General features: G+C 52.7%; 15 protein-coding genes and 1 tRNA gene. 9 read left to right on the plus strand and 7 right to left on the minus strand.

Annotation, left to right across the window (positions count from 1 at the left end):
• Positions 1-44: 44 nt before the first annotated feature.
• The 3 genes from TERTU_RS12295 to TERTU_RS12305 are packed head-to-tail and all read right to left on the minus strand — an operon-like array spanning position 45 to position 3,453.
• On the minus strand, positions 45-1,355 hold the full coding sequence (locus TERTU_RS12295; protein ID WP_015819480.1) for a sodium ion-translocating decarboxylase subunit beta: 1,311 nt from the start codon (positions 1,353-1,355) through the stop codon (positions 45-47).
• An 18-nt stretch (positions 1,356-1,373) separates the two neighbouring features.
• On the minus strand, positions 1,374-3,161 hold the full coding sequence (gene oadA, locus TERTU_RS12300; RefSeq protein WP_015818775.1) for a sodium-extruding oxaloacetate decarboxylase subunit alpha: 1,788 nt from the start codon (positions 3,159-3,161) through the stop codon (positions 1,374-1,376).
• Between the two features lie 40 nt (positions 3,162-3,201).
• Positions 3,202-3,453 carry an OadG family protein gene (locus TERTU_RS12305; RefSeq protein WP_015820666.1) on the minus strand — a complete coding sequence of 84 codons (252 nt, stop codon included), beginning with the start codon at positions 3,451-3,453 and terminating at the stop codon, positions 3,202-3,204.
• Positions 3,454-3,932: 479 nt separating this feature from the next.
• Between TERTU_RS12305 and TERTU_RS12310 the strand changes: the two genes are divergently transcribed.
• Positions 3,933-4,895: a tRNA dihydrouridine synthase gene (locus TERTU_RS12310; RefSeq protein WP_015818924.1), complete on the plus strand. Its 963-nt coding sequence runs from the start codon at positions 3,933-3,935 to the stop codon at positions 4,893-4,895.
• Positions 4,896-4,909: 14 nt separating this feature from the next.
• Here the strand turns inward: TERTU_RS12310 and ggt are convergent, their stop codons facing one another.
• From ggt to TERTU_RS12325, 3 genes are all read right to left on the minus strand, one after another.
• Positions 4,910-6,616 (minus strand): gamma-glutamyltransferase, encoded by a 1,707-nt coding sequence (gene ggt / locus TERTU_RS12315; protein ID WP_041590226.1) that lies wholly within the window; start codon positions 6,614-6,616, stop codon positions 4,910-4,912.
• Positions 6,617-7,088: 472 nt separating this feature from the next.
• On the minus strand, positions 7,089-7,547 hold the full coding sequence (locus TERTU_RS12320; protein ID WP_015820563.1) for a methylglyoxal synthase: 459 nt from the start codon (positions 7,545-7,547) through the stop codon (positions 7,089-7,091).
• 163 nt (positions 7,548-7,710) lie between these two features.
• A tRNA-Arg gene (locus TERTU_RS12325) sits at positions 7,711-7,787 on the minus strand.
• 207 nt (positions 7,788-7,994) lie between these two features.
• On the opposite strand from TERTU_RS12325, the gene TERTU_RS12330 reads away from it, so the two are divergent.
• The 7 genes from TERTU_RS12330 (at position 7,995) to TERTU_RS12370 (ending at position 21,853) form a co-directional block, all read left to right on the plus strand.
• A complete protein-coding gene (locus tag TERTU_RS12330) occupies positions 7,995-9,425 on the plus strand; it encodes a Wadjet anti-phage system protein JetA family protein (RefSeq protein WP_015820965.1) in 1,431 nt (476 codons plus the stop codon).
• A gap of 6 nt (positions 9,426-9,431) precedes the next feature.
• A complete protein-coding gene (locus TERTU_RS12335; protein WP_015820197.1) occupies positions 9,432-10,133 on the plus strand; it encodes a DUF4194 domain-containing protein in 702 nt (233 codons plus the stop codon).
• Positions 10,133-13,759 carry an ATP-binding protein gene (locus tag TERTU_RS12340; protein WP_015818719.1) on the plus strand — a complete coding sequence of 1,209 codons (3,627 nt, stop codon included), beginning with the start codon at positions 10,133-10,135 and terminating at the stop codon, positions 13,757-13,759. Before TERTU_RS12335 ends, TERTU_RS12340 begins: the two co-directional genes overlap by 1 nt.
• 51 nt (positions 13,760-13,810) lie before the next feature.
• Entirely contained in the window at positions 13,811-14,968 is a 1,158-nt protein-coding gene (locus TERTU_RS12345; RefSeq protein ID WP_015819286.1) for a Wadjet anti-phage system protein JetD domain-containing protein, read from the plus strand.
• A gap of 362 nt (positions 14,969-15,330) precedes the next feature.
• On the plus strand, positions 15,331-18,630 hold the full coding sequence (locus TERTU_RS12360) for a BspA family leucine-rich repeat surface protein (protein ID WP_015817162.1): 3,300 nt from the start codon (positions 15,331-15,333) through the stop codon (positions 18,628-18,630).
• 263 nt (positions 18,631-18,893) lie between these two features.
• Complete coding sequence (locus tag TERTU_RS12365; RefSeq protein ID WP_041590228.1) at positions 18,894-21,218, plus strand: sensor histidine kinase; 2,325 nt, start codon at positions 18,894-18,896, stop codon at positions 21,216-21,218.
• Positions 21,215-21,853, plus strand: a complete 639-nt coding sequence (locus tag TERTU_RS12370; protein WP_015820580.1) for a response regulator transcription factor — start codon at positions 21,215-21,217, stop codon at positions 21,851-21,853. Before TERTU_RS12365 ends, TERTU_RS12370 begins: the two co-directional genes overlap by 4 nt.
• A 239-nt stretch (positions 21,854-22,092) precedes the next feature.
• Here TERTU_RS12370 and TERTU_RS12375 read toward each other — a convergent pair whose 3' ends face one another.
• Positions 22,093-23,214 carry a helix-turn-helix transcriptional regulator gene (locus TERTU_RS12375; RefSeq protein ID WP_015820767.1) on the minus strand — a complete coding sequence of 374 codons (1,122 nt, stop codon included), beginning with the start codon at positions 23,212-23,214 and terminating at the stop codon, positions 22,093-22,095.
• Between the two features lie 247 nt (positions 23,215-23,461).
• Between TERTU_RS12375 and TERTU_RS12385 the strand changes: the two genes are divergently transcribed.
• Positions 23,462-26,617: a VWA domain-containing protein gene (locus TERTU_RS12385; protein WP_015819018.1), complete on the plus strand. Its 3,156-nt coding sequence runs from the start codon at positions 23,462-23,464 to the stop codon at positions 26,615-26,617.
• Positions 26,618-26,783 lie beyond the last annotated feature (166 nt).

Consider the following 26,783-nt stretch of genomic DNA (forward strand, 5'->3'; position numbering starts at 1 on the left):
GGCGCAGAACCCCCCGTGAAAGGGATGGTTCTGCGAAGATACATTTACTGCATTGCGCTGACAATGGAGATCATGACACCCGCGGCAACCGCAGAGCCAATCACGCCCGCAACATTGGGCCCCATCGCGTGCATTAACAGGAAGTTGTGCGGATTGGCTTCCTGGCCGACCTTGTTCGATACCCGTGCGGCCATTGGAACTGCGGACACGCCAGCCGACCCAATAAGTGGATTGATCTTTTGCTTGCTGACGGTGTTCATCAGTTTGGCCATCAACACGCCCGCGGCGGTTCCGATAGCGAAGGCGAGGATCCCAAGCACCAGGATACCCAATGTTTTCGGATCGAGGAACTTATCAGCGGCCAATTTGCTGCCCACAGAAAGCCCAAGGAAAATGGTCGTAATGTTGATCAGCGCATTCTGTGCGGTGTCAGAGAGGCGATCTACCACACCGCATTCACGCATCAAATTACCAAAACAAAACATTCCCAGTAGTGGCGCAGCATCTGGCAGTACCAAAGCCACCAACACCAAAAGCAAGATGGGGAAGGTAATTTTTTCGCGGCGGCTAACCGTGCGCAACTGAGTCATAACTATTTTGCGCTCGTCCACACTGGTAAGGGCACGCATAATTGGTGGCTGAATCAATGGCACTAACGCCATGTAGGAGTAGGCTGCGACCGCAATAGCACCCAGTAGATCCGGCGCCAATTTACTGGAAACGTAGATAGCCGTCGGGCCGTCAGCACCACCGATAATCCCAATGGCTGCGGCATCTGCAATGGAAAAGTCCATCACCCCTGTCGATGACAAGGCAACAGCACCTAGGACCGTCGCAAAAATACCCACTTGCGCGGCAGCGCCAAGGAACAACGTTTTCGGATTCGCGAGCAAAGGCCCAAAATCGGTCATTGCGCCCACCCCCATAAAGATAATGAGCGGTGCAGCACCAGAAGCGATCGCAACAGAATAAAAGTTGTACAACATGCCGTTGGTATAACCTGCGGCTGCGGCCAACTCTGCAGCCGCATGATGTACGGCTGGCGTCGATGCTTCATAGGCCAAAACGAGCTCTTTGGCAGACTCCCACGTGCCCAGGCCAAGCGCCGCTGCGATATCCGCAAGCACCTTGGGGTCACCCGCAGCAATTGCGTTTTCTACCGCAGGCATCGCGAGCCCAGCACCGGGAATATTGGCAAGAATACCGCCAAAGCCAATCGGCACAAGTAACAGTGGTTCGAACCCCTTTCGAATAGCGAGAAAGAGCAACAATAAGCAAATCAGCATCATGACAAACTGACCGGCATCCATATGATAGATACCAGACGATTGCCAGAGCCCTAACAAATTCCCCATGGATGACCCCTATTATTATCAGGCGATAGTTAACAGCGTGTCGCCAACAGCAACCGTGTCACCTTCTTTAACGTTTATTGAGCCGATGATGCCCGCCTGTGGTGAACTTACCTGAGTTTCCATTTTCATGGCCTCCAGAACGAGCAGCGTATCGCCTTCTTCCACTTGCTGGCCCGGGCTGACCATCACCCGGAAAATGTTCCCGGCGAGAGGGGCTGGAACGGGGTCGCCAGTTACAGGTGCCGATGTGGCATCTCCGCTGGCAGATCCAGCGCCGCTAAGCGGTACGATTCCGGTCAACTCACCGCCATTACTTACAGTCACGGTGTAGTCGTTGCCCTCCACGTTCACGGTATAAATTTCATCGCCGTTTTCAGCTTTTACCAAGGCAGATTCTTTGCCGGTTGGCGCGGGTTCGAAGGCGTCGGGGTTACCCCGGTTGGCAAGAAACTTGAGGCCCACCTGCGGGAATAATGAATAAATCAGAACGTCATCAACTTCCTTATCACCCGTGTGCAATTTAATATTCTGCTCACTGGCTTTGGTTTTTAATTCTGCAGCAAGATTTTCCAGTTCGGGCTTCAACAGGTCGGCTGGTCGACAGGTAATGGGTGATTCACCCTCTTCAAGAACACGCGCCTGTAACTCTTTGTTGATTTCCGACGGAGCCGCGCCATATTCACCGCGCAAAATACCCCGTGTTTCTTTCGATATATTGCCGTAGCGCTCACCGCACAACACGTTTAACACGGCCTGGGTGCCAACAATTTGCGACGTGGGTGTGACCAATGGAATATAACCAAGATCTTTGCGCACACGCGGGATTTCTTCCAGCACTTCATCCAGTCGATCGCTTGCGCCCTGCTCTTTTAACTGGCTCTCCATGTTGGTCAGCATACCGCCCGGTACTTGAGCAGTGAGAATTCTTACGTCCACACCTTTTAAAGCACCTTCCCACTTCGCGTATTTTTTGCGAACCTCGCGGAAGTAAAGTGCAATTTTTTCCAACCGAGCCAAGTCCAATCCAGTTGCGCGTTCCGTTCCTTCCAGCGAGGCAACCAGCGTTTCGGTGGGACTGTGACCATAGGTGGTCGACATAGAAGAAATCGCGGTATCCACATTATCGACACCGGCTTCGGCCATTTTAATTAATGTTGCGTGAGCCAGACCGGTGGTTGCATGACAGTGGAAGTGAATGGGGATATCGCACGATGCTTTTAATTGCTTAATAAGTTCATAACCTTCGTACGGTTTCATCAGGCCGGCCATATCTTTTACGACGATGGAATCGGCTCCCATATCTTCAATAATTTTGCCTTGCTCTACCCATTTTTCGATCGTGTGGACTGGGCTCAAGGTGTACGAAATTGTGCCTTGCGCATGCTTGCCAACTTTTTTAACGGCTTTTAATGCGGTTTCGATATTGCGCATATCGTTCATCGCATCAAACACGCGAAACACATCCACACCATTAACCGCGCAACGCTCAACAAATTTTTCTACAACATCATCCGCGTAGTGGCGATAGCCCAAAATATTCTGACCGCGGAACAACATTTGATGCGGCGTTTTCGGCATGACTTTTTTCAACTCGCGAATACGATCCCACGGGTCTTCGCCCAGGAATCGAATACAGGAATCGAAAGTCGCCCCACCCCATGTTTCCACCGACCAGTAACCGACGTTATCCAGCTCTTCCGCAATTGGGAGCATATCGTCGATTCTCATTCGGGTGGCAAACAGGGATTGGTGCGCATCACGCAGAACAACCTCGGTAATGCCCAGTGGTTTTTTAGTGTCGCTCATTTACAACAGCCCCCATTCTTCGCTGAAGGTTTATTAATGTTTAGTGTTTTTGTTTGGCGCGATGCGCATGGATTGCTGCTTGAATAATGGCCAGAGTTTTGCCGCTAACCGGCGCTCCAGTGTTGCCCACTACAGCAGGTTCGGGAGTCAGTTCAGGTTCTTGATAGAAATAACGATTGATGATCGCGGACATAATTAGAGTGCCGATCACCAGCAAGGTAAGAAAAACAAACACAGTACCCATGCCGTAAAGCATGAGATCAAAACCTTCTTCCCACAGATTATTTTGCATAACGGTTATCTTACCCCTGTCTGTATTTAGTGAATTGTCCGGCGTCAAACTCGGCTTGCAATGGGTGAACGCGGGCGGAATGCGTGCTGCGTGATGGCAGATGCCCTGCCCGGCAAAACAGATTAGATCGGTTGAAGTTATCGGTATGACGAGACTAATCGGCGCCAGATAGTTTGACTAAGCTGTCAAAGTGCGTATTGAGCTAGATCACAGAGACCCGACTCTACGCGCCTTGCAGGCTCCCGTACATGGTTGTTCGACGGTATCCACATTCGCCTTATTGTTATTCATCTGGACGAACGGGCGGCATAAGATAAAAAAACCGAAGCAATTGATCAAGCGCTTAGGCAAAACAGTATTCCACAATCGACGCATAACAGGTTAGGTTTCAAGTGAGAAGCAGAGTCAGAGATCTCGGGTCTGCCGAGGGCCAAGTTCGATATGCTAAACTCCGCGGTTTTTAAAGGTACCGGCGTGCGATGCGCATTTTTTTAGCCCCAATGGAAGGTGTGGTGGACCACCATATGCGCCGCACACTGCATGCAGTCAAAGGCAACGCACAGCAATCCGGGATCGATCTCTGCGTCACTGAATTCGTGCGGGTAACAGAACATACCCTACCGCGCAAAGTTTTCCTGCGCGCATGCCCGGAACTCAACGAAGCGAATGCCTACCCGGTCCGGGTTCAACTGCTGGGCAGTAACCCCGCGACGCTTGCATCAAACGCCAACAAAGCTGCGCAACTGGGCGCACCAGCAGTTGATCTCAATTTCGGCTGCCCGGCAAAAACCGTCAATAAAAGTCGTGGCGGCGCTTGCCTGCTCAACGAAACAAGCCTGCTCGGCGAAATCGTGAGTGCGGTGAGGGAAGCGGTGCCAGCGGAGATTCCGGTAACCGCCAAAATCCGTCTGGGTTACGAAAACCGGGAGCCCTATTTGAAAAATGCGCTAGCGATAGCGGCTGCAGGCGCTGACGAGTTAGTCGTCCACGCGCGCTCCAAAGTCGACGGCTACAAGCCGCCCGCCTACTGGGAATACATTGCCGAGATTCGCCAGGCGCTGTCCATCCCCGTGGTTGCCAACGGAGAAATATGGACACTGGAGGATTTTATTCGCTGTCGAGAAGTCACCGGTTGCGAGGACTTTATGCTGGGGCGCGGACTGCTTGCGCGGCCGGATCTCGCGCTGCAAATAAAAGCCTACACCGCCGGGGAAGGCTACCTGCCGCTATCTTGGGCCGATTTCGCCCCCCTGGTACACGCCTTTTTTGAGCAAACCTGCGATGCCTACCCCAAGAAATACATGGGCAACCGGCTGAAGCAGTGGCTTCACTATTTACAGCGAAGCTATGCTGAAGCGGCAGCGCTGTTTGCAGATATAAAGCCGCTCAGGGACCGCGAACCGATCGACACTCGTTTGCGACGCGAATTACAGGCTCCCTAGAGTGAGCAAACAATCTACATGCGGGACTTCAGACGAGGCTCCGCGACCGGAATAAACCGCTTGCCATCCCACTCTATCGCCTGCGTCGCCCCAAATGGCGGCCAGTTACGCAGTGTGTGACCACGACTTTCCAGGTCTTTGCGCACGTCGGCGTCCATAAACGCGTCAACGAACACCGCATCGGGCGTCCATTGGTGGTGTACCCGTGCCTTGGCCATAGCGGCAGGCAATGGCATATCCAGCCCCAGTCGATACAGCAGGACCTGCGCCACCTGATTGATAATGGTTGGCCCACCAGCCGCACCCACCGCCAATACCGGCTCACCATTACGCAATACAATTGTTGGGCTCATACTCGACAGCGGCCGTTTCCTCGGCTGCACACTGTTCGCATCGGCTCCCACGACGTTGAACGCGTTGGCGACACCCGGCTGGGCAGCGAAATCATCCATCTGGTTGTTCATCAGCACACCCGTGCCCGGAATCACCACTTTGCTGCCGAAGCCGGTATTCAAGGTGGTCGTCACAGACACCCAGATGCCGGAACTGTCCGCAACAGTGAAATGCGTGGTGTGACGGTTAAAAAGCTCGGTTTTAGCATTTGGTGGCTCACCGTGACTCACCGCCTTGCTGACCCGCTTCGGGTCGATTTCCCGCTGCAACGTCTTGGCATAGGCGGGATCGAGCAAACCTTTGGGCACATCCACGAAATCCGCGTCACCCATCCAGTAGGCTCGATCGGCAAATACCCGTTTCATCGCTTCGATGGTGACGTGATAGCGGTCCGCCTCACTCATCTCTTTGAGCGGATAATACCCAAGGATATTCAACAACTGAGCGACATGAGTACCACCAGAGCTGGGCGGCGGAAAGCCGACAATATCGTAGCCACGAAAGCTGGAACGGACCGGTTCGCGCAGCTTCATCTGGTAATTGGCGAAATCTTTAGCCGTGATAAACCCGCCATTCGCGGCCATCCACTTGGCGGTCGCCTTTGCGAACTCACCTCGATAGAAGTAATCAGCGCCCTCTTTTGCCAACTTGCGATAAGTTGCGGCGAGGTCCTGCTGTTTTAGCACGGTGCCGGATTTAAACGGTGCGCCCTTATCATCAAGAAACACGTTTGCGCTAGATGGGAACAGTGCCAGCTTATCCGCTGAGCGCGCCAGTCGATTGGCGTAATAGTCTTCTACGACGAAACCGGTTTCGGCGATATTCGCTGCAGCAACCAGGGGTGCGCGCCATCCCAGCTTCGCGCCTTTGTTCACCAGATATTCCAATGCGGCCACCGAACCTGGAACGCCAATCGCCAGCGCACCAAGCTTACTGAGGCTTGGGTCATATTTTCCATCGACCAAAAACATGTCCCGATGCGCCTTTGCCGGCGCCATCTCGCGACCATCAAGTGCTTCAATGGAGCCGTCCGGCCAGCGTACAACCACAAAACAACCGCCACCAATGCCGGAATTAGGACTATCGACCACACCCAGCGTAAACGCCACCGCAGCGGCAGCATCAATGGCGTTGCCACCCTTGGCAAACGCATCAAGCCCCGCCTGCGTCGCAATACTGTTGACAGAAGCCACCGCACCTTTGCCGTCGGGCGTAGTGCGCGCCATCTGATCAAATCTGTTGGGTACCGGCGAATACGTCTGTGCAGATTGGGCAGGATTAGCAACGATAAAACACAGAAGAATGAGGCTGAGACGTAACAAAAGCATGTAATTTCCCTGGATTCGGGCGGTTAATCAGCAAGTATTCGCGCTTTTAGCGACACGCTAGAAGTACATCACGCTAGAAGTACAAAGCGCTAAAACCAAAAATCACCGGCTCTGTGGCCGTCAACACACAGGGCACCACAAAGCTTCGCGCGGGCTATGGTTCGATGCTGAAACAGTAAAAAGTGAATGAGCGTCAATGTACACCTCTTGGGTAAAAACTACGTGCCAGAAACCTGGCAACTCTTTACCAGCAGCTCTTTAAGAGAAGACGTCGACTAGGCTTTAAGTTGATGGTGCAGAACTGCACCGCCGGTAGACCAAACAACAATCTCACTACAGCGACAGCAAGCCATCGCTCAGTTCGCAAAAAACAAGATTTTAAGCGGCAGGTATTACGAAGTACTGATTTTAGTGATCGCAGCCGGCGCTAGCAAGTGGATGACTGCAGCGCCGCTGAATACTGAGCGGTGAATCAGCCAAGTCGCTTGGCAATATAGGCGTCGTAATCAGGAACCAAACGCTCGTATTCTTCATTTATGTATTGCGAGGAAATAATGAAGTCGGCAGATGCTGGATTACACGCAACAGGTATGTTCCACACCGCCGCGATACGCAACAATGCTTTAACATCCGGGTCATGGGGCATAGGCTCGAATGGGTCCCAGAAAAATATCAGAATGTCGATCTCGCCCTCGGAAATTTTTGCGCCTATTTGCTGATCGCCGCCCAACGGACCGCTCACGCATTTACGGATGCTGAGCCCAGTCGCCTCTTCCAGCTTATGGCCGGTTGTTCCAGTCGCGTACAACTGATGCGCAGAAAGCTTAAAACTGTGCTTTTTTGCCCATTTGCACAGTGGGTCTTTCATGTTGTCGTGCGCAACGAGAGCAATATTCTTCTTATCGTGCAGTTTTTGAACTTTCTTTTCCAAAATATATCCCCTGTAATACCGTCAATAGGTGAACACAGTTTAACTCAAAAATACGAGGTTCGGCGCAGGATTACACTCGCAAAATGGAGGGGCAATTGGACTCGCAATTCAATACGAAAATTCAGGCATAAAAAAAGCCCTCATACTGAGGGCTTTTTTAAGATGGCGCACTCGGGAGGATTCGAACCTCCGACCGCTCGGTTCGTAGCCGAGTACTCTATCCAGCTGAGCTACGAGTGCGTAATTTGTTTCCCGATCCGCGCTGTGTGCGTCGTCTCGAGGGCGCGTATATTATGAATTGGCACTCAGTCCGTCAAGAGAAAATTTAAACTTTTTTAAATTTTTTATGCCAGCCACGTGACGCGCTAAAACTATTTAAACACGTTTCCTTCCCCTTCGGAAAGATCTAACATAGGCCGCCGTTTAATAGGAGTACCGCAAACTGGCATGTTCTTCTCTTCCGAGCGCCAACATTTCTTCAAGCCTTTAAACAGTAAGTACCGCGAACAGGTGGTGCAATGCCTGTGCTTGCTTTACCAGCGCCTGTATAGTTCCAACGCGGACTATGGCAGCGCTCTAGGCCGCGAGCAGGTTCTCGAGATACTGGAAGAAGCCCTGGCGCGCGCGCCGGTGCTCGACGCCCAGGATAATGAAGACGAAACGCGCTTCAAGAATACGCGCGAACAAGCCAACTGGACCTTGAAGCAGTTACTCGACTGCGGCTGGCTGGAAAAACAAGTGGACACCGCGACCATGCAGTCCACCTTCCCGTTCAGTCGAATGGGGCGATTATTTACCCAACCTCTGGTGGAATCGGATACCACCCAGATCCGCACACGCCACCGCAACACCCGCAATACACTCAATTCGCTCGAGGCCTTCTTAACCCGGGGCGAAGTGTATGACCTGCTCGACGCATTCGAATACTCGGAGCGCATCGTCACCGATTTCACCGATATCATTTCAGAGTTGGAAGAACGCAAACGGCAACTCGTGCAGGAAGTGGAATCGCAGCAATTGGTTCAACAGGCAACCGACCAGTTTTTCGAATTTATGGAAAAGCGCTTTCAACCGGATGTTTCGGTGCGACTGTCCGCCGATAGCGTTGAAAAACACCGCGACCAAATTCACAAAGCGATCGGCAAAATTCGTCGCAAGTCGTCCGACAGCAAACGCCACATGGAATTACAGCTGCGGCGGCTGGTGCCGGAAATTGCGCGCAACAATCACTCCGCGCTCTGGTTTATTCTCGATACCATTGAACGCCGGATGAGTAATGCAGCGGAAATTATGCTGCCAGCATTGCGCCGCGCACTGCACAGTTTTACCAAACGTGCCGACATTATTATCCGCCAACTGAGCTACCTGAATAGTCAGCCGAATAATGATTTACTACAGGTCTGCCAGCAGTTACAGAAGCTGAGCCCCGCACAATGGGACGAGCGAATGTCCCGCGCCAGTGAACAACTGTCAGGGGTGAAATTGCAGCTTATCGACCCCGCGCAAATCAAACTGCTGGAAAGACGCAAAACACCGCCGCTCAACACCGCAGTTAACGAAGAAGAAACGCCGGACCAGGATGTACTGCGCGAATCCCACATACAACAAATGCTGGACCAGGCCTTTACCATTAATAATCAGCAGGTGCGGGAATATCTGGTCTCGGCACTGCGTGCCGGGCGCGCAATATCCACGGCTGCCCTGCCGGTTAGCTCCGCGCAGGACCTTCTGGCCGTCGCCCAGATCGTGGAAGTGGCCGCCATCAATAACCTGAGCAGCGACTATGCGTTTCGCGTTGAGCCCACTGGGCGTAGCACACATTCCGAGTTTTATGCTGAGCAGGACGAATTTATTATCGAACTGGACAATCAACAGTAGCCCCAAATGCTCGATACATTTATATCTGAACAATTACAAACCTGTGGTTTGCGCAAGGAAGAGTTTTCCGAACTGCTGATACGCCTGCTCGACTACGGTGTTATCTGCCGCGAAGAAAGCCAGATTGAGGCAACACTTTACGACCGCTATCTGCAGTGCACTGATTTGGTCGAAGCGTATTTGGCGCTTGTTGGAATTCGTATTCTGCACGACCGGCAATTTAATTTTGTGCGGCTGTTTCCGCCCGGCGCAGAAATTCCCGGCATGAGTGACGATGATAACTCGCCCTTTAACAGCGGCTTTAGGGTGCGGCCAAACCAGCAGGAAATCGCGGTCATTCTCGCCTTGCGGGCGGAATACGAAAAAGCCCTGCGCGAAGGCCAGGTCGATGAACGCGGCCAGGTATTGATTCCGCTGGAAAGCCTCGCCATCGCAATGAACAATTTGCTAAAGCGACATTTGCCCGAAACCCAGGTAGACCGCAAACGGCTTTTTACCCGCTTGCGCCAACTGCGCTTAATTCAATTCAACCAGGAAGATGACTTCGAAAGCAATGAGATATGGTTGAGCATTCAGCCATCTATCACCAGCTTTGTGACCGAAGCCGTATTAAACACCCTCGGCGAGCCCCTACCTGAAAGCGAAGAACCAGCAACAAGCGAAGCAGAACCGGAAAGTACCATGTTCAACGATGAGGCCCCGCAATAATGTTTTTGAAAAAAGGCATCCTTATCAATTGGGGCAATATTCCTCACCTGGAATTCAGCTACGGGCCAATCAATTTATTTTCCGGCGGTAATGGATCGGGAAAAACCACCGCTGCAGATGCGATTCAAACCTTAATGACCGCAGCGCACGAAAACCTGTTTAACTTCAATCCCGGTCAGGATGAAACCACCCAGCGCGGTCGCGGTGGCAAACAGGTTCGTACCCTTGCCTCTTACGTCTTGGGTTGTGACGATGGCAGCTATGCGCGGCCGCAAGCAGCGGATGGCTATATTGCAGGCGTTTTTCACCCCACTGCAGGCGAACAGGGCGATGTGTTCACCGCCGTGATGTGCATGCGCGCACACGTCGATGCCGCGGGCGCGCAGAAGCAGGCGCGCCTGGATGATCTGGTATTTCTAATCTTGCCCGGCGAGCAGCTGACACTCTCGCATTTTGTGCGCAGCTATCCAGACGGCAAACACATTGTACCCATTACCGAAATTGCCAATCTGTTGCGCCAGGAATTCGGTAGTAAATCGGTCGAAATATACGATAAAAAAGGTGCCTACCTGCGCCGCCTTTACGGTGCCTTGCGCGGCCGCAAAGAAGCGGTTTCCGATCGCGAAGCCAAGCATGCGGCGCGTACCTTCTCCAATTTTATGGCGTACAAACCCGTTAAAAGCATTAATGAGTTTGTCGCCCGCGAAGTACTCGAGCCTAAAGATTTAGGCGATGCCATCCGCAGCGTTTCCGAGTTGATGAAAACGATTCATCAAATGGAAAGTGACACCCGCGCACTGCTCAACTCCATCGACACCTTGGAGCAGGCCCAAACCTCAACCAGTCAGTACATCGAGACCTGGATCGAGCGCAGCGTCACGGACTACACCGAAGCTGCACGCAAGATGGCGATAAACCAGCAGGCCTACATCACAGCCAAAAACCAGCAGGCCGAAACCCGCGAGGCCATCGCCGAAAACGAAGAAGCCGCGAACCTGTGCGAGCAGCGCAAGCGCCAGACCCACGAAGAAGTCATTGCGCTGGAAGCCCATCGCCAGGGTATAGGCGCGTTAAAAGATAAAGATCAGCTCGAACAAAAAATTGTCGATGCCAACCGCACCCTGCTGGAAAAAACCCGCCCGCTATTGGAACAACACCAGCAATTGGAAAAAAACCTGCAGGCGGGCCAGGTGTTGGCCAGACGGTTAACGGAAATGTCACTCGGCGTCGAGATTCCCGCGCTGGAACGCAAAGCGTTCCGCAGCCTGCTTAAGTCCGTCGCCAGCAATACGGCATTTAGTGAGTTTGAACTGACGCGCTTGCTGGGTAACGACTGGATTGATATTTCACCGCTGGAACATTACCTGGAACAAGTGGTTTCAGCGGAGGCGGATCATCGCCGCCTTGCCGAGCAACTTCACCAGCCTGGCGACAGTATCCGCGACGCCGTCGCGGTGATTGCATCCAGCCACAAGCGCCGCTACGAAGACCTGCAGCAAAAAGCCCGCGCGAAGCACAAAGAAATCCAGCGCCTGGAAGCGAGCAAAGTCAGCTATCCCGCGTATGTGGAAACCGCGCTGGCCGCCATAAGCAAGCAGTTCCCTGCGGCCAACCCACGTGTACTCTGTGATTTTATCGAAGTGCTGGACGCACGTTGGCAAATGGCAATTGAAGGCTACCTGGGCGGCGCGCGCTTCTCGATAATTGTCGAGCAGGATTTCGAAGCCGATGCGATTCGTGTTGTGCGCGCACTGAGCGACAGCAAGCGCAATCGTGCGCGCGTTATCCAAGGGTACAAAGCCCACAAGGACGCGGAGCGATTGAGCCTCGCCAACGACTCCATCGTCAGTGTGATGTCGTTCAGCCATAAAACCGCCGAAGACTATTTGCGCGCGTCTTACGGCAACGTGCTCTGTGTGGAAGATACCGAAACCCTGCGCACTACCGCGCGCGGGTTAACGCCGGATGGTCTCGCCAGCGGCAACTACAGCATGTGGCGCTGCGACCTGGATGACAGCGAACTGGTCTTTGGCCAAGGCGCTCGCGAGCGGGCTCTGAAAGCCAAGTTGCGCGAAGCTGAGGCGCTCGCCAGCAACAGCACCGCGCTGGAAAAAGAGCAGCAACTGCTCGCCGACGTTTTTAACCACATCGACGCCATTCGTCCTGCCAGTTGCGGCAAGGTCGTGCGTGAAATTCTCGACCTTCACCGCCAGATCGAGTCCGCCCAAAGTCAGCTCGACAACCTCGACCTCAGCGACTTCAAACATCTGGAAGAACAGCTGCACACACTCAAAGCGGAGTACCGCGAACAGGAATCGCAACAGCGGGATTTAAACAAGCAAGCGGGACGCCTGCACGAACGGGAACAGCAAACCGCGCGCAAAGCGAAAGATCTGGCAGACGCGCTGGAGCTGTTCCAGGAAGCGCGCGAAGCCGCCGAGGTAGCGATTGAGCGTATCGCCGACTGGCACCCGGATTTTGACGCGGACACCGCACTGGCGCAGGCAGATCAGGCTGCCGCGCAGGCGAGTGGCGATTTCAGCTATACCGATATCCTGGCGACCTTAAACGCCCGCCTGGAAGAGACGGAGCGGAAAATCTACCAGACCGTCCTGAGTCACAATCAGCAGTGCAACCCGCACGACGCCATTGTGTACGATACCGGTTATGGCGAGCGCCACGACGACACGTTTTTTCAGCGCCTGGTGAAGTTGCGCAGCGAAATTGGGTTGATCCACAACCGCTTGAAAAACAATGTGCTTATCGACAAGCACGACAAAATCGCCAACCTCAAAGACACCTTCAACACGGCGTTTGTCACCAACCTGTGCCATTCGATTTATCAGGCCATCAGCGACGGTAAACGCCTGCTCGACGACCTCAACCAGGAGCTTGAACACCACCGCTTCGGCGCGGATCGCGAGCGCTTCTACTTTGGCTGGGAATGGGTGCCGGAATACCGGGAATACTGGCGCTTCTTTAAAGAAGTTATCGACTTGCCCAACCTGGGCGACGGCGCCAGCCTGTTCGATGCAGAGCTGTCGGAAAAAGCCTGCGCCGTGCGCGACAAAATGCTCACTATGCTGCTGGACCCGGACGAACAGGTCGCTCTGCGCGAACTCAACCGCATCAGCGACTACCGCAATTATCGCCAGTACGAAATTTACAAGGAACCCGAGGGCAAGGCCCCCATCGCGTTGAGCCAATACGGCACCGGCTCCGGCGGGCAGCTTGAAACCCCCGCTTATATTATTCGTGCCGCCGCGGTGACGTCGGCGTTTCGCTTTGGCGAGGGACACACCCATCTGCGGATGGTGCTGGTGGATGAGGCATTCTCGAAAATGGACGAAAACCGTTCGCGAGAAGTCATCAATTACCTCACGGAAAGTCTCGGCTTGCAGCTACTCTTTATTATGCCGACCAGTAAATCCGGCCCGTTTATGGATTTAATCAGCAACCAGTTTGTGTTCAGCAAATGTCCGTCTGCCACACCCATAGGTGAACTCAATACTCGCGTCCTGGTCGATAGGAAGACATGTAATCAAGAAAAAATAATGGAACTCTGGGCGAACCATCGACGTTTGGTACGCCATCAGGGTATGCTCGATTTTATGGAAGGGCTGTAGATCACGGGCCAGCCTCCGCTGGCTTCGCTGTTCGGCCCCAATGGGGTGACTATGAATGCAGAAGAAAAAGGGTTTCGCTCACGCCCGCGCTGGGTGGACGAAGAACCCATGGTCGCAGGTTTGTTGGATACATTTCTCCACAAGCTTGAGCACGGGCACCGCTTGACCATGCGCGTTAACTCCAAAACTATGCCGGAGCTGTTCGATTTCAACAACGAAGAAACCAAGTACCTCTGGTCGCTGGTGAAATCACTCAACAACGAATACCACATTCTGTCGATTCGCTATGGCCGCACCAAACCCTTCCAGGAGGCCTACGACAATGCGCAACTGCTGTTCAACGACGAAAAAGAAGAGTTGGTGCGGGACTGGTTAAACCGCCCGGCACTGGACCCCTACTCCCTGGTTTGGCACGAAGCCCTGCGCAAGATGGCCGACAAATTTGAAGATCACGGGCAAACATTCAGCGAACAGATTGTGCGCCTGCCCGATAGGGGCGCAGAACAGACCTTGCGAGCGTTCGCCCGCATTGGCGGCGAATTGCAAAAGCCGATAACCCTGCGCGCACTTTCTGCCCGCTGCTTTTGGGGCGATTCCAAGTTTTTGGATCACCGCGAAGAATTGGTCCGCACCCTGTACCCAAATTCCAGTCACAACCTGCAAACGCGCCCCGTGTTAATGACTGTGGATCTGGCCAGTCATTTCCGGCGGGTATTGTTTGTCGAAAATCAGGATACTTTTCTCGCGTTATCAAAGATGGCACTGCCCGAGGTGAGCCTGGTGTACAGCGGCGGCTTTCGCGGTGCTTCCGCCCGCATACGCACGTCCGGCAATGTGGCATTCAGCTACCTGGGCATCACTGACGAAGACACCCGCAACGCTTTTGAGCGCTGGTGGCTTGGCCTGGACGACGACAAAGTGGCAAAGGTCTATTTCTGGGGGGATCTGGATTTCACCGGCATGGCCATACTCAAGGCCCTGCGGGTGTGCTTCCCCAAAATAGCGGCCTGGAAAACCGGCTACTATCCACTGCTGAAAAGGCTTGAACAGGGGCTGGGCCACGACCAGGAAACCAGCGGCAAAGAACGGCAAAAAGACCCGGAACTCACCGGCTGCGAGATCGCCGATTTAGAGCTGCTCCCTGCCATGCGAACAGCCGGCGAGTTTGTTGATCAAGAAGCGGTGTTGATGCGGGAACTGGAAATTTAATTGCCCTGCTGGCCACCTCAGCCCGGCAGTTAAATAGACATTTCCATCTATTTAACTGCACGCTTTCACATCACCTATTGCAATCGCTAGATTCATTGCCAAGTTAATTAACGACAAAATCGAACCACCCTAAACCAGGCTGCAAACCTCCAGCCCAGCCACCTTTCACGGCCACATGCCACGGCGAGCCCCAACGCATCTGTGGCCATGCGTAAAATCGAGAACTAGCGCACATCCGACAGCTCTTACAACGTTTTACCCGCCATTTGGCGGGTATGGCGTATTAAGCCACTAACCTATTATTCCGCGACATAATTTGTGCGTTCCGACGCCACTCTTGCGGAAAATTAAAGGTAGGAAGGATGAAAGTGAGTTTATTTAGACGGTATGTGGGTTTGAGCTGTGTGATTTTCGCGTTAAGCGCCTGTGGCGGCGGGGGCTCCGGATCATCCGGCGGAACCGGTACTCCTGGCAACGGCAACACCTCCAATTCGAGCTCTAGCAGCAGTTCCAGCTCAAGCAGCAGCTCGAGCTCTTCGACTACGGGCTCCACCTCCAACTCATCGTCGTCTAGCAGCAGCTCCAATACCTCTTCAAGTACATCGTCAACTAGCTCTTCAAGTAGTTCGAGTTCGTCGTCCAGCAGTGGCGCGCCAGACAGTGCTTCCAGCTCATCATCCAGCTCCAGCAGTTCGTCCTCAAGCAGCAGTTCAAGCTCGTCTTCCAGCTCTAGCAGCTCGTCTTCAAGTAGCAGTTCAAGCTCATCGTCGTCCAGCGGCGGTGTTGCGTTGCCCGTGCTGGCAGACCTGCCGATTCAACAATTTATCCAGGATGAGCTCATATCCATTGCACTTACCAGCAGCGCAGGTAAAGCGCTGACAGACTGTGCCGCAGACTTGCCCGCCGGTTGGTCGATTGCGATCTCAGCCGCCGCTGATGGCTGCGAAATTTCCGGTGAGGCATCCGATCTGCTTTCGCTCACAGAGATCACCGTCACCGCCACCAACAGTGCTGGCAGTGACAGCGGCCGTGTGCCGGTTGAAGTCGTCGCCGCCAGTCCGTTCATCACCACCTGGCAAACCAATAACGAAGGTGCCAGTGAGGACAATCAGATTTTTCTGCCCGTATCCCCGGACTTCGATTATGACTTTAACGTAGATTGGGGCGATGGCAGCAGCGACATCAACGTAACCGACAGCATCACCCACACCTATGCCCAGCCCGGCACCTACCAGGTGTCAATCACTGGTCGCTACCCACAGCCGGCATGCAACATCAATGGCGATGAATTCAAACTCATCTCCGTCGACGCCTGGGGCAACCGGCCCTGGCTGTCCATGTCGTACTCATTCGCCTTCTGCTCCAGCCTTGTCAGCGTCGACAGCCAGGCCCCTAACCTCTCTCGAGTTACCGACTTGGAGGGTATGTTTCTATTCGCATCGCATTTCAACAGCCCCATTGATAACTGGGACACCTCAGCAATTACCAACATGCGCAGAATGTTTTACGGTGCAGAGTCCTTTGACCAGGACATCAGCACCTGGGATGTCAGTCAGGTGCAAACCATGGCAGAAATGTTCAAAGAGGCATTCGTGTTTAACCGGCCAATCGGCGGTTGGGATGTCAGCAAAGTGACTGAAATGAATAGCCTGTTTGAGAGTGCAGCGCTGTTCAACCAGGATATCACCAGCTGGGATGTGTCCGGCGTGACCACAATGGCCGAGATGTTCAATGGCGCGGAAGCATTTAATCAGAACATCGGCAACTGGGACGTCAGCAACGTAGAATCCATGGGAAGCATGTTCCGCGAGGCCAGCGCATTCAACCAAAATATTGCAGCGTGGCAGATAGGGAAAGTCACCGACTTATACAGCATGTTTCGCGACGCGGTGGCGTTCAATCAGGACATTAGCGATTGGGACACAAGCCAGGTAACCACCATGGACAGTATGTTCCGGCAGGCTCAAAACTTTGACCAGGACCTGTCTCAATGGAATATTAGCGCCGTCACCAATATGGCTAGCTTTGCAGAAAGCAGCGGTTTGTCATTCAACAATTACAACGCAATGCTGCAGGCCTGGGCACAGCTGCCACTACAAAGCGATGTTGCCTTCGGCGTCGGGAGCCTGCAATACGGGTTTGAAGCAGAGGCCGCCCGCACTACCATCATCGACACATTTGGCTGGTCGATCGAAGACGGCGGCCTTGCGACCCTGCCCGCACTCCAAGACACAGCCACAACTTTTTACACCGCCAATGGCGTTAAGTTTCTACTGACGAATCTCGGTGGTTCGCCAGAAAGCTGTGCCGCTGACGATTTGCCCGCGGGGCTGTCCATCGGACTATCCGAAAACGGCAGTAGCTGTGTAATTACCGGTGCAGCGCAGGCAATCCAAGCAGAAACCGTTGTTAGCGTCAGTGCGACCAATGTGGTCGGCACCAAGTCAGCCAACCTGACCCTTACAGTGCTCGAAGAAACGCCCTTCGTTACAATATGGAAAACAGATAATACCGGTGCGAGCGACGACAGCCAGATTACTATCCAAACCAACGCCAGCTTCGCGTACGACTACACTGTCGATTGGGGTGATGGCAGTGTCGATGCCAATCTGACTGGCGACAGCACCCACACCTACGCCAGTGCAGGCGAATACACCGTATCCATATCCGGCAATTTCCCGGCCATAACATTCACCCCGAGCAACAGTGCAAACGCCAGCGATTCGCTTAAGCTGTTAAGCGTTGAGCACTGGGGATTACGCACTTGGCTCTCAATGGAAAATGCGTTCTTCAATTGCGATAACCTGGTGATTAACGATACCACCAGCCCCGATTTAAGCCAGGCCACCGTTATGACAAACGTGTTCGCCCAGGCCTCCAACTTTAATAGCGATATAAGTGGCTGGGATGTTTCCAACATCACCAGGCTGGACGGCGCTTTTGTGAGCGCGAAAGCCTTTAATCAGGATATCGGTGCGTGGAATGTATCCAAGGTCACCACCATGCGCTCAATGTTTAACAGCGCGTCCGTGTTCAACCAGAACATTGGCAGTTGGGATGTATCGCAGGTAACCGATATGGCGTTTATGTTCAACGCTGCAAAATCCTTTAACCAGGATATTGGCAACTGGAATGTTGACAAGGTTCTCTCTATGACGTCGATGTTTGAACAAGCTCAAGTATTCGACCAGGATATCTCCGCCTGGAACACCGGCAAAGTTACCTCCATGGGCCGTATGTTCCGCGAAGCACGTGCGTTCAATCAGGAAATTGGCCTCTGGGACGTGAGCAGCGTTACCAATATGAGCGACCTGTTTTTTGCGAGCTCCGCATTTAACGCCGACCTTTCCACCTGGGATGTCTCCAGTGCGACAAATCTCTCGCGGATGTTCCGAGGTGCTAACAACTTTGACCAAAACCTCGCAGACTGGGATATTTCGTCGGCATCTAATATGTCTGACACCTTTTCAGTTACACCACTTTCAACCAGCAACTACGATGCAATACTGATTGCCTGGAGCCAAAATCCTAATATTAAAAACGGCGTGAAGCTGGGCGCAACGAGCACACACTACAGTTCGGCTGCGCAGAGCGCGCGGGATTTCCTCATCAACGAAAAAGGCTGGGAGATTAATGATGCGGGCCTTTTTATCGCACCTTAAAAGCCCGCGACAAAATCTCGCCACAGCATAAAACGCTGTGGCGGTTTTATTCAACATTTGTAGGGTTCCGGCAACGGCTATTCACATCCAACTCATGGGGGCAATGCTCGCAGTGCGGTAGTATCAGCATCGCACTGCCAGCCTCGGGCGCTGCTATCATAGCGTCGGGGTAAAGATTGTGTTATTCATTAAAAACGGCATACTGCAACCTCCAACCGTTTTGCCAAGAGTCCATTGCTCAAGTTTCTCGCCCACAACCGACTATGCCCAGCCCAATAAAACACCTGCTCTTGCTGCTCCTAAGTTTCTCGCCACTCGTGTTTAGTGAAACGGCGGGCGAGCAACCAATAGCGGGCGACTTCGGCAACCCGCTGCTGCTCACGCAGAACCACGATGCTTACGAACTGAATATCGCTCAACAAGCAAGCGGCTTATTCCCCTGCGAATCCGGCTTAACAAAGGATGTTATTCGCAATTTTTCGGTCTCTCTCCGTGCCCACCAAAAAACCACAACCCTCCCTAATTTCCGACGGAACCCGCACTACTGCTTTCTTATCAACGTGCAGAATCAAACAGCACAGCAATCTTGGGTGTTACATTTCAGTAACTTTTACATAGACCAGATAAAGTTGCATGTGCAGACAGGAGAGCATGCACAGGAATTTTTCTCAGATTTTTCTCAAGGCTTTGGCAACGCGCGACTCAATGTTCTCGGCCGCGGCTTCGAGCTCAGTTTAGAACCCAATACTACGTACAATATCGCCATTGAATTGACTGCTGACGGCATAGTAGCGCCGCCCTACATCCGACTGACAACCGCTGCCGCTTACACCAGCTGGTCCAACTACATGGGTTATATTTACAGCCTCGCAGTGGGTGTGATTATAGGGCTAATTTTAATTGCCCTGTGCTGCGCGGCTGTACTGAGGGACACCACGTTTTTATGGTTCAGTCTCTCCTCTATTTTTCTGCTTTCTTTTTTATGCTACCGCAGTGTTGTTGGCGTAAAACTGTTCGGTTACAGCCCGGAGACCTCGTGGTGGCTTTGGTTGTGGGTATCAGCCCTGCAAATCAGCACCCTCATGTTCGCTCGCGCATTTCTCACAGAGGAAGCCCAATACTCGCGTTTTCAACGGCTATTTGATGGCACGCTCATTTTTTTTGGCCTCTCGTTAGCATTAAGCTTTGTGCTGCCACTAAAGCTGAATATGGTGCTCTTCGTCTTTAATGGCGTATTGATGATGATGCTAATTCTATCGGCCGGTTTGGATAAACTCGTTCGCAGAGGCCGCTACTACCTTCTTTTTATGCTGGGCTGGCTGCCAGTGCTCTACGCACTTGTCGAACTTGGTTTTGTCGCCGCAAGAGTACCCGATGCACACTCTAGCACCTTGTCTTATAAAGTCGTACGAGAACCGTTTTTTCAAATCGCACATATGCTGATTCACTTCATCGCCATGCTTATTCGTATAAACGAACTCAAGAGGCAATCGTTTCTAGCAACCATGCGTAATGATGCGAAATCACGTTTCCTCGCATCCGCCAGCCACGACTTACGTCAGCCGCTTCACAGCATGGGCATGTTTTTGGCGCATCTAAGCGAACACATTCAAAACAAATCGAGCCGTGTGCTGCTAAGTAAAGTATTTCAGCTTCATGAGCAAATGAATCAGTCATTCGGTACGCTAATGGAACTCAGTCGCCTGGAAGCCGGCGCCGAAGAAGCACACATCGAACGGGTTAACCTAAATAGCCTGTTAGCCAGCCTGCGGGTGGAATACGAACCCCAGGCACAATCCAAAGGCTTAAGCCTTCGCTTCCACTGTTCTGTGAACCATCTGGCTTCAGACCAGGTGTTACTGGAGCGCATTCTGCGAAACCTGTTAAGTAACGCCATAAAGTACACCGACCGCGGTGGAGTACTGCTCGGCGTACGCCGCCGCGATCAATACCTGCTGATACAGGTGTGGGACACGGGCCAGGGCATCACCAGCGAAAGTCGTAACGTAATTTTCGATATTTACCAGCGCTCGCAACATGCGAACAGCGACCACGCAGGAATGGGTATTGGGCTCGCGATAGTCCGTCACTCTGCCGAATTACTGCATGGCGCCATTACACTGCGTTCACGCGCTGGCAGAGGTTCGGTGTTTGAGTTACGGCTTCCCGCTATAGAAGCGCCCTCACTTCCCGCCGGCAGCCGCGAGACTTCAACTGCAGACAGGTTGCGCATTGTCGTCGAGCTTAGCGAGACGACACTACGTAGTCAGGTTAACGCGTGCCTGCATTCGTGGGGCTACCTTGCTTCCGATCAAACTGCCAGCGACCAAAATGCAGCTATGACTCTGGTTATTGGGGAATCACCCGGCGAAGCTGACTATGAAGCTCTTGTCGCGCATGCCCAATCACTGGAAGCGCGTTTTGGCAATGTGGTGCAAGCACAGTTCGGCGGTACAGTTGAGCGCGCACTGGCTGCAAAACTTACCTCGCTCAATGTGCACACGCTGTCGTCGGAATTCAGGCCGGCGGAATTGCGTTCCCTCCTCCGTTATCTGGAAGCACAGTGGCTACAAGGATCACAATCATGAATACCCCGCATTGTAACGACAAAATATTAATCGCCGAAGATCACGACCTTTATAGAGATGGATTACATCTATTGCTGGCGGAGCTTTTACCGGGTGCTACGGTAAACACGGCCGACGATTTCCCCTCGGCCTTTGCAAAACTTAAAAGCACCCGTGATTACAACCTGATCACCCTGGATGTAAAAATGCCAGGTACGCGCGACCTAGACGGTTTAAAAGCGATTCGCAACGAATTCCCCACCCTCACCATCATCGTGATTTCAACGATTGACTTCGGCACCAGTACACGCCAAATGTTAGATGCGGGCGCAAATGGTTTTATTGCCAAATCGACCAGCAAGGAAGAAATGAAAAACGCGATACAGGAAATACTGAACGGCAATATCGTCGTGAAATCCGCCCAGGAAGATCCAGGCTACATCGATTTAACCACCCAGCAACGGGCCACTTTGCGCTACCTCGCGGAAGGCTTGTCAAATAAAGAAATAGCGATACAGTTGGGTGTGTCTCCATCCACTGCCAAAGAATACGTCTCCAAAGTTATCGAGCGTTTGGATGCAACCAACAGAACCCAGGCAGTACTGGCCGCCCAACGCGAAGGGCTATTGATTGATCATCTGGTCAGTGGCGATTGAAAATTTGCCCACTTGTAAATTTTATGCTGGCAGCGCTATAACCAAGCTTTATGTGTCTCTAAATTGCCGTCGTTCTATGCCGCCTACTCGGCGGATCACACTAATTTTTATTGGTGCCTGTCCCTCAATTTTTATTGTCCCTCTAATTTCTTTTGGTGCATGTCCCTCTAATATTGTCCCTCTAATTTACCCGCTATTCTAAATAAACTGAAGGTTAGGTTCGCTTACCAACCTAGCAGCTAAAGACTCATAGCCAACAAACGCGCAATGAGTTGTGCCTGGGAACGACAGCCGGCTTTTTGAATAGCGGCTTTTACCTGCTGCCGTACCGTTCCGAGACTTACCCCTCGCCGCGCGGCGATATCTGGCAATGTCAATCCCTCACATAACAACGCTGCAACGCCGGCTTCAGCCACGGTCATATCTGTCCAGCTCAGAATCAACCTCGGCGAAATTTGAGTTGTGGTTCGAAGCGGTTCGATTTTCACCAAGAGTGCGTTGTGGTGTTGTGGCCCCCAGGGCGTGACCGTAGCGTGCAACCATGGCGACATTGTTACCCGATAGGCTTTCGTTGCCGCAAGAGCAGCAAAGCTCTCGTGCCCATCGTAGGTCGCATTCGAATATTCACCAACCAGCGCCTCCGCCTGCGCTTGGTTTTTTGCTTCGTAGAAACGCAACCGCTGGAGCCCGTCCACCTGTACCAGTCGCACACTGCGCATCAACGTCTCGGCCTGCGTGTTGAACTCATAGACCCGCAGCTGATAATCGCACACGAAGGCTGCAGTTGCCTGCTCAGAAAAAAGACGCTCGAAGGTTTTCTCCTGAGTATGCAGCCCCTGTAATTGCCGACCAAACTTCAACGCCTGCTCAACATGCGTCAAATAAGCATCGGCTCGTCGTTTTTCTATTGGGGTAAAATTTACTCGCGCGTTGCCGCGCATAAACGCTAGCTCCGTCATCATCACCTGTCGCTCACCATCACCGGAGAGCAGCAAACAACCGAGAGAATGCCGAATATCCGCCGGCCGGGCAAAATCGGTATAAATCTCGGATCGGGTAAACGCCTTATCGTCATAGACCTCGTGACTGGCGTGGAAGCAATTTGGTTCATGTTGTGCGAGTGCTTTGGTCCAGACATCCACTGAGAAGAAATGTTGTTGGTACCGTTCAAAATGACCCGGCTCAAAACCAACTTCAACAAAAGCGAAAGGCTGCTCATCGACACTGCCCCGTGCCGCGATGAACGCGTGGGTAGCATCAAGATCTGCGGCTATAGCGGCCAGCACATCCGGCCAGGTGTCAGGAGCAGAAATTGTGTTGTAGATACGAAAAAGCAAATCATGTGAAAGGAGATCAGACATGCACTACGACCCTTTGCTGTCCCAATAAAAAACCGGGCACACGCAATGGATACCCGGTTCTACTCAACTTCTCAACGTGCAAACACTTTTTTACGGGGCGATTATAACGAACTATCTGGCACTTGGATCATCTTTTTTGCTGTCCGACAACTCCCAAATGGTAGATGTGCTTTTTTAAACCAGATCTCATAATTAGAGCGATTTATATCCCACTAAAGTTTATCTCACGCCAAGAGGTCAGGTATTCATGAAGTTATATGCACGTTTGTATACTACGGCGGGTCTGCTGATATTGCTCTCCGCCTGTGGTGGTGGAGGTGGCAGCACGTCACCAAGTTCATCGACTGGCAACTCCAGCAGTTCCTCCACAGCCAGCAGCAGTGCTTCTAGCAGCAGCTCCGCCAGCTCCAGTACATCCGGGTCAACATCCAGCTCGTCTGGCAGCTCCTCCAGCAGCACCGGCGGCTTCAATGTGGGAGGCAATGCAACGGGTATCAACGGCAGCGTAACGCTGACTAACCAAGCCAATAACGACACCAAAACACTCACCTCGGATGGGCCTTTTACCGTGTCCTCCGGTTTGCCTGACGGCAGCCCGTTTAACGTGGTTATTTCAACAAACGCTACCGATCTGAACTGCTCGATTGAAGGGGGAGAGGGTATTGTCAGCGGCGGCAATTACAACGGCCTGTCCGTTACCTGTCTCGGCGAAAACGGTTATAACCTCGTGCCTTTTGGCATTCAAACCCAGGCTCCCAGCATTGTGGTATCAGGCCTGAGGGTTGTGGATCGCGCTACCAATAAACCGGTGAGCGGCCTGACACTGAATGATTTTGTTGTCCGGGAAAACGATGAAGCTCTGGGCAGCGAAGCCTTTTTGGATTCCGAACCTGTTAGCAATGCCAACTTAATCATCAAAACTGTCCTACTGCTGGACATCAGTACCAGTTTGTCCGAAAGCGATATCATCACGCTAAAGCAGGCAGCACGAGCAGTCATCTATGAAGAAAACAACCACGGTGTGAAGGTCTCGCGTCTGATCCCTGGTCAGCGGGTAGCGATTTACACCTTCGACAGCCAGGTTGAACGCATTATCGGCTTTTCCAGCGACGTTGGCGCGCTAGCAGATGCTATTGACTCCATCCCCGAAAAAATTGTCGAGGGCGGTACCACCCTGCGCGGTAACTCCACGAACCTCATAGGTGCGGTACAAACCGGCGTTGCTCAGTGGACCAACCGCTTTGGGTTGGACGATGCAGAGACCGGCTACGCCATTCTGGTGACCGACGGCGAACATACCTCTGACGATGCAACACCGGCCAGCATTCAAGGGCAATTGGTCAATGCAGCAGGGGTACGCAAGGACGTCTACGCCATTGCCGTGCGCAACAATGCAGACATGGCCGCGCTGTCCGAAATTACCGGCACCACCAACAAAGTCTACCAAGCCCTGGACATCAGTGATCTCAACCTGCGCCTGCAGGAAGTTCAGGCCGAGGCCATTGAACAGACCAAGGGCCTGTACAGGATTTACTACGCAACGCCCAAACGGTCCGGAACACATGAGATCAGTATCGAGGTGGCGGACAACGAACTGTGTCCTGTCAACGATACCGGCTGCGTGACCACCCTGGTAGGCAATTTCAGCGCAAGCGGCTTCAGTGATATCACCGCTGTGTTGAGTGCACAGGTTGTGGGCGCTATCGAGTACAGCACCCGTGCCTATGCCGTACCTCCAGCAACAACAATTACTGTGACCGGTAAGCTCCGCTGGCTTAATCAGGCACCGGACCTGAGTTTTAGCTGGGAAGAGAACCTAGCCAGTACCACACCACCAGAACTCAGCACCGATGGCGCCACTAAAGTCACTTTCAACGTTGATAACAGTTTCGCCGTTAATAAGCTACAGATCGAAGATCAGGCCACAGGGCTAAATACAGTACTGAGCTTCGCCCTAGATACAGACGCAGACGGCATACCAAACATCAATGACAACGATGACGATGGCGACGGCGTCGCCGATACCGCCGACGCCTTCCCTCTGGACTCGGCAGAAACCACCGATAGCGATAATGACGGTGTTGGAGATAACAGCGATGCTTTCCCACTAGATCGGTTTGAAAGCGCGGATACGGATAACGATGGCATTGGCGATAACAGCGACAAGTTTCCAACTGATCCCACCGAAACCGGCGATAACGATAATGACGGACTAGGTGATAACCGCGATACCGACGACGATAATGATGGCGTACTGGATGTGGATGATGCGCTGCCGTTTGATCCCACAGAAAGTGCGGACAGCGACACAGATGGTATTGGCGATAATCGAGATATAGACGCAGACGGAGACGGTCTAATTGAAATCCACACCCTGGCGGATCTCTATGCAATGCGCAGCAACACCTTAGGTACCGGCAACGCCAGTGTTGGCTGCCCAATACCCGCTTGCAGCGGACATGAGCTGGTAACAGATCTTGATTTCGACACCGATGGCGATGGAGCTATCACCGAAGCCGATGAGTATTGGAATATGGGTAGAGGTTGGGTCCCCATTTTCAACTACCGAACCACCTTCGAAGGCAATGGCCACACTATCAGTCACCTGTTTATTAATACTCCGGCCGACAACAACATTGGTCTATTCGGAAGTACGGGTACAAACTTCGTTGCGCGCAACATTGTTCTACGTAAAGCCATGCTAACCGGCGCGAACAACGTCGGTCCACTGGTAGGCTATATGTCAGCGACCGGCCATATCAGTGATTGCTACGTTGACGGCGAAATTCATAGCCCCAGCGCGGGCAATTACATGATAGGGGGCCTCGTCGGTCGATCACTGTCGGCCACCCTGGGTGACGTCACCAGCATTCGCCGGTGCACAATCAAAACCACAATTAGCAAAACCTATAGCAACGGACTCATTGGTGGTGTGGTTGGGAATAGCCAAAACCTGGTTATGGAAGACCTTTTGGTCACCACGCAAATCACCGCCAATGCGGGCTTCTTTGGCGGCCTGGTAGGAACAATGAGTGGAACACTCATCGCGAGCACCAGTATCGACGCAGGTAACATTCTACAAACGTCGTCCACCGTCGCAGGCCTGTTCGGTAACTGGAGTGCAGCGCCATCTGTCACCGCAGTAGTGTGGGATGTTGACAGCCATGCAGGCATAACCAGCAAGGGCACCAACAATTACGGCACCAGCCTCACCACCGATGATATTCGCTGCCCCACCGAAGAGAGCGTTAACGGCTGTAGCGAGGACGCACTTGCAACCGTGGCCACCTTCGACCCGGAGATTTGGGACCTTGGCAGCAACAACCAATATCCTGCATTAAAGCTGAATGGCGTATCCACGCGTGACGATAACTCAAACGGGATTTGGGACAGCCTCGAATAACCCCCTAAACATGTTTTAGATCGACAACGAGCTCTGGTAACCCCGCATCACGCGGGGTTTTTTACATGCGCGCGCTGATAGTATTTGATTTAATCCCGTTTCAAAGGTCACTATCCAAGCATCAATTGAACGCCTATTTGACACTAATAATTCATCCAGCGAAGGC

Origin of the sequence: Teredinibacter turnerae T7901 (assembly GCF_000023025.1) — a bacterium.
Classification (GTDB): Bacteria; Pseudomonadota; Gammaproteobacteria; order Pseudomonadales; family Cellvibrionaceae; genus Teredinibacter; species Teredinibacter turnerae_B.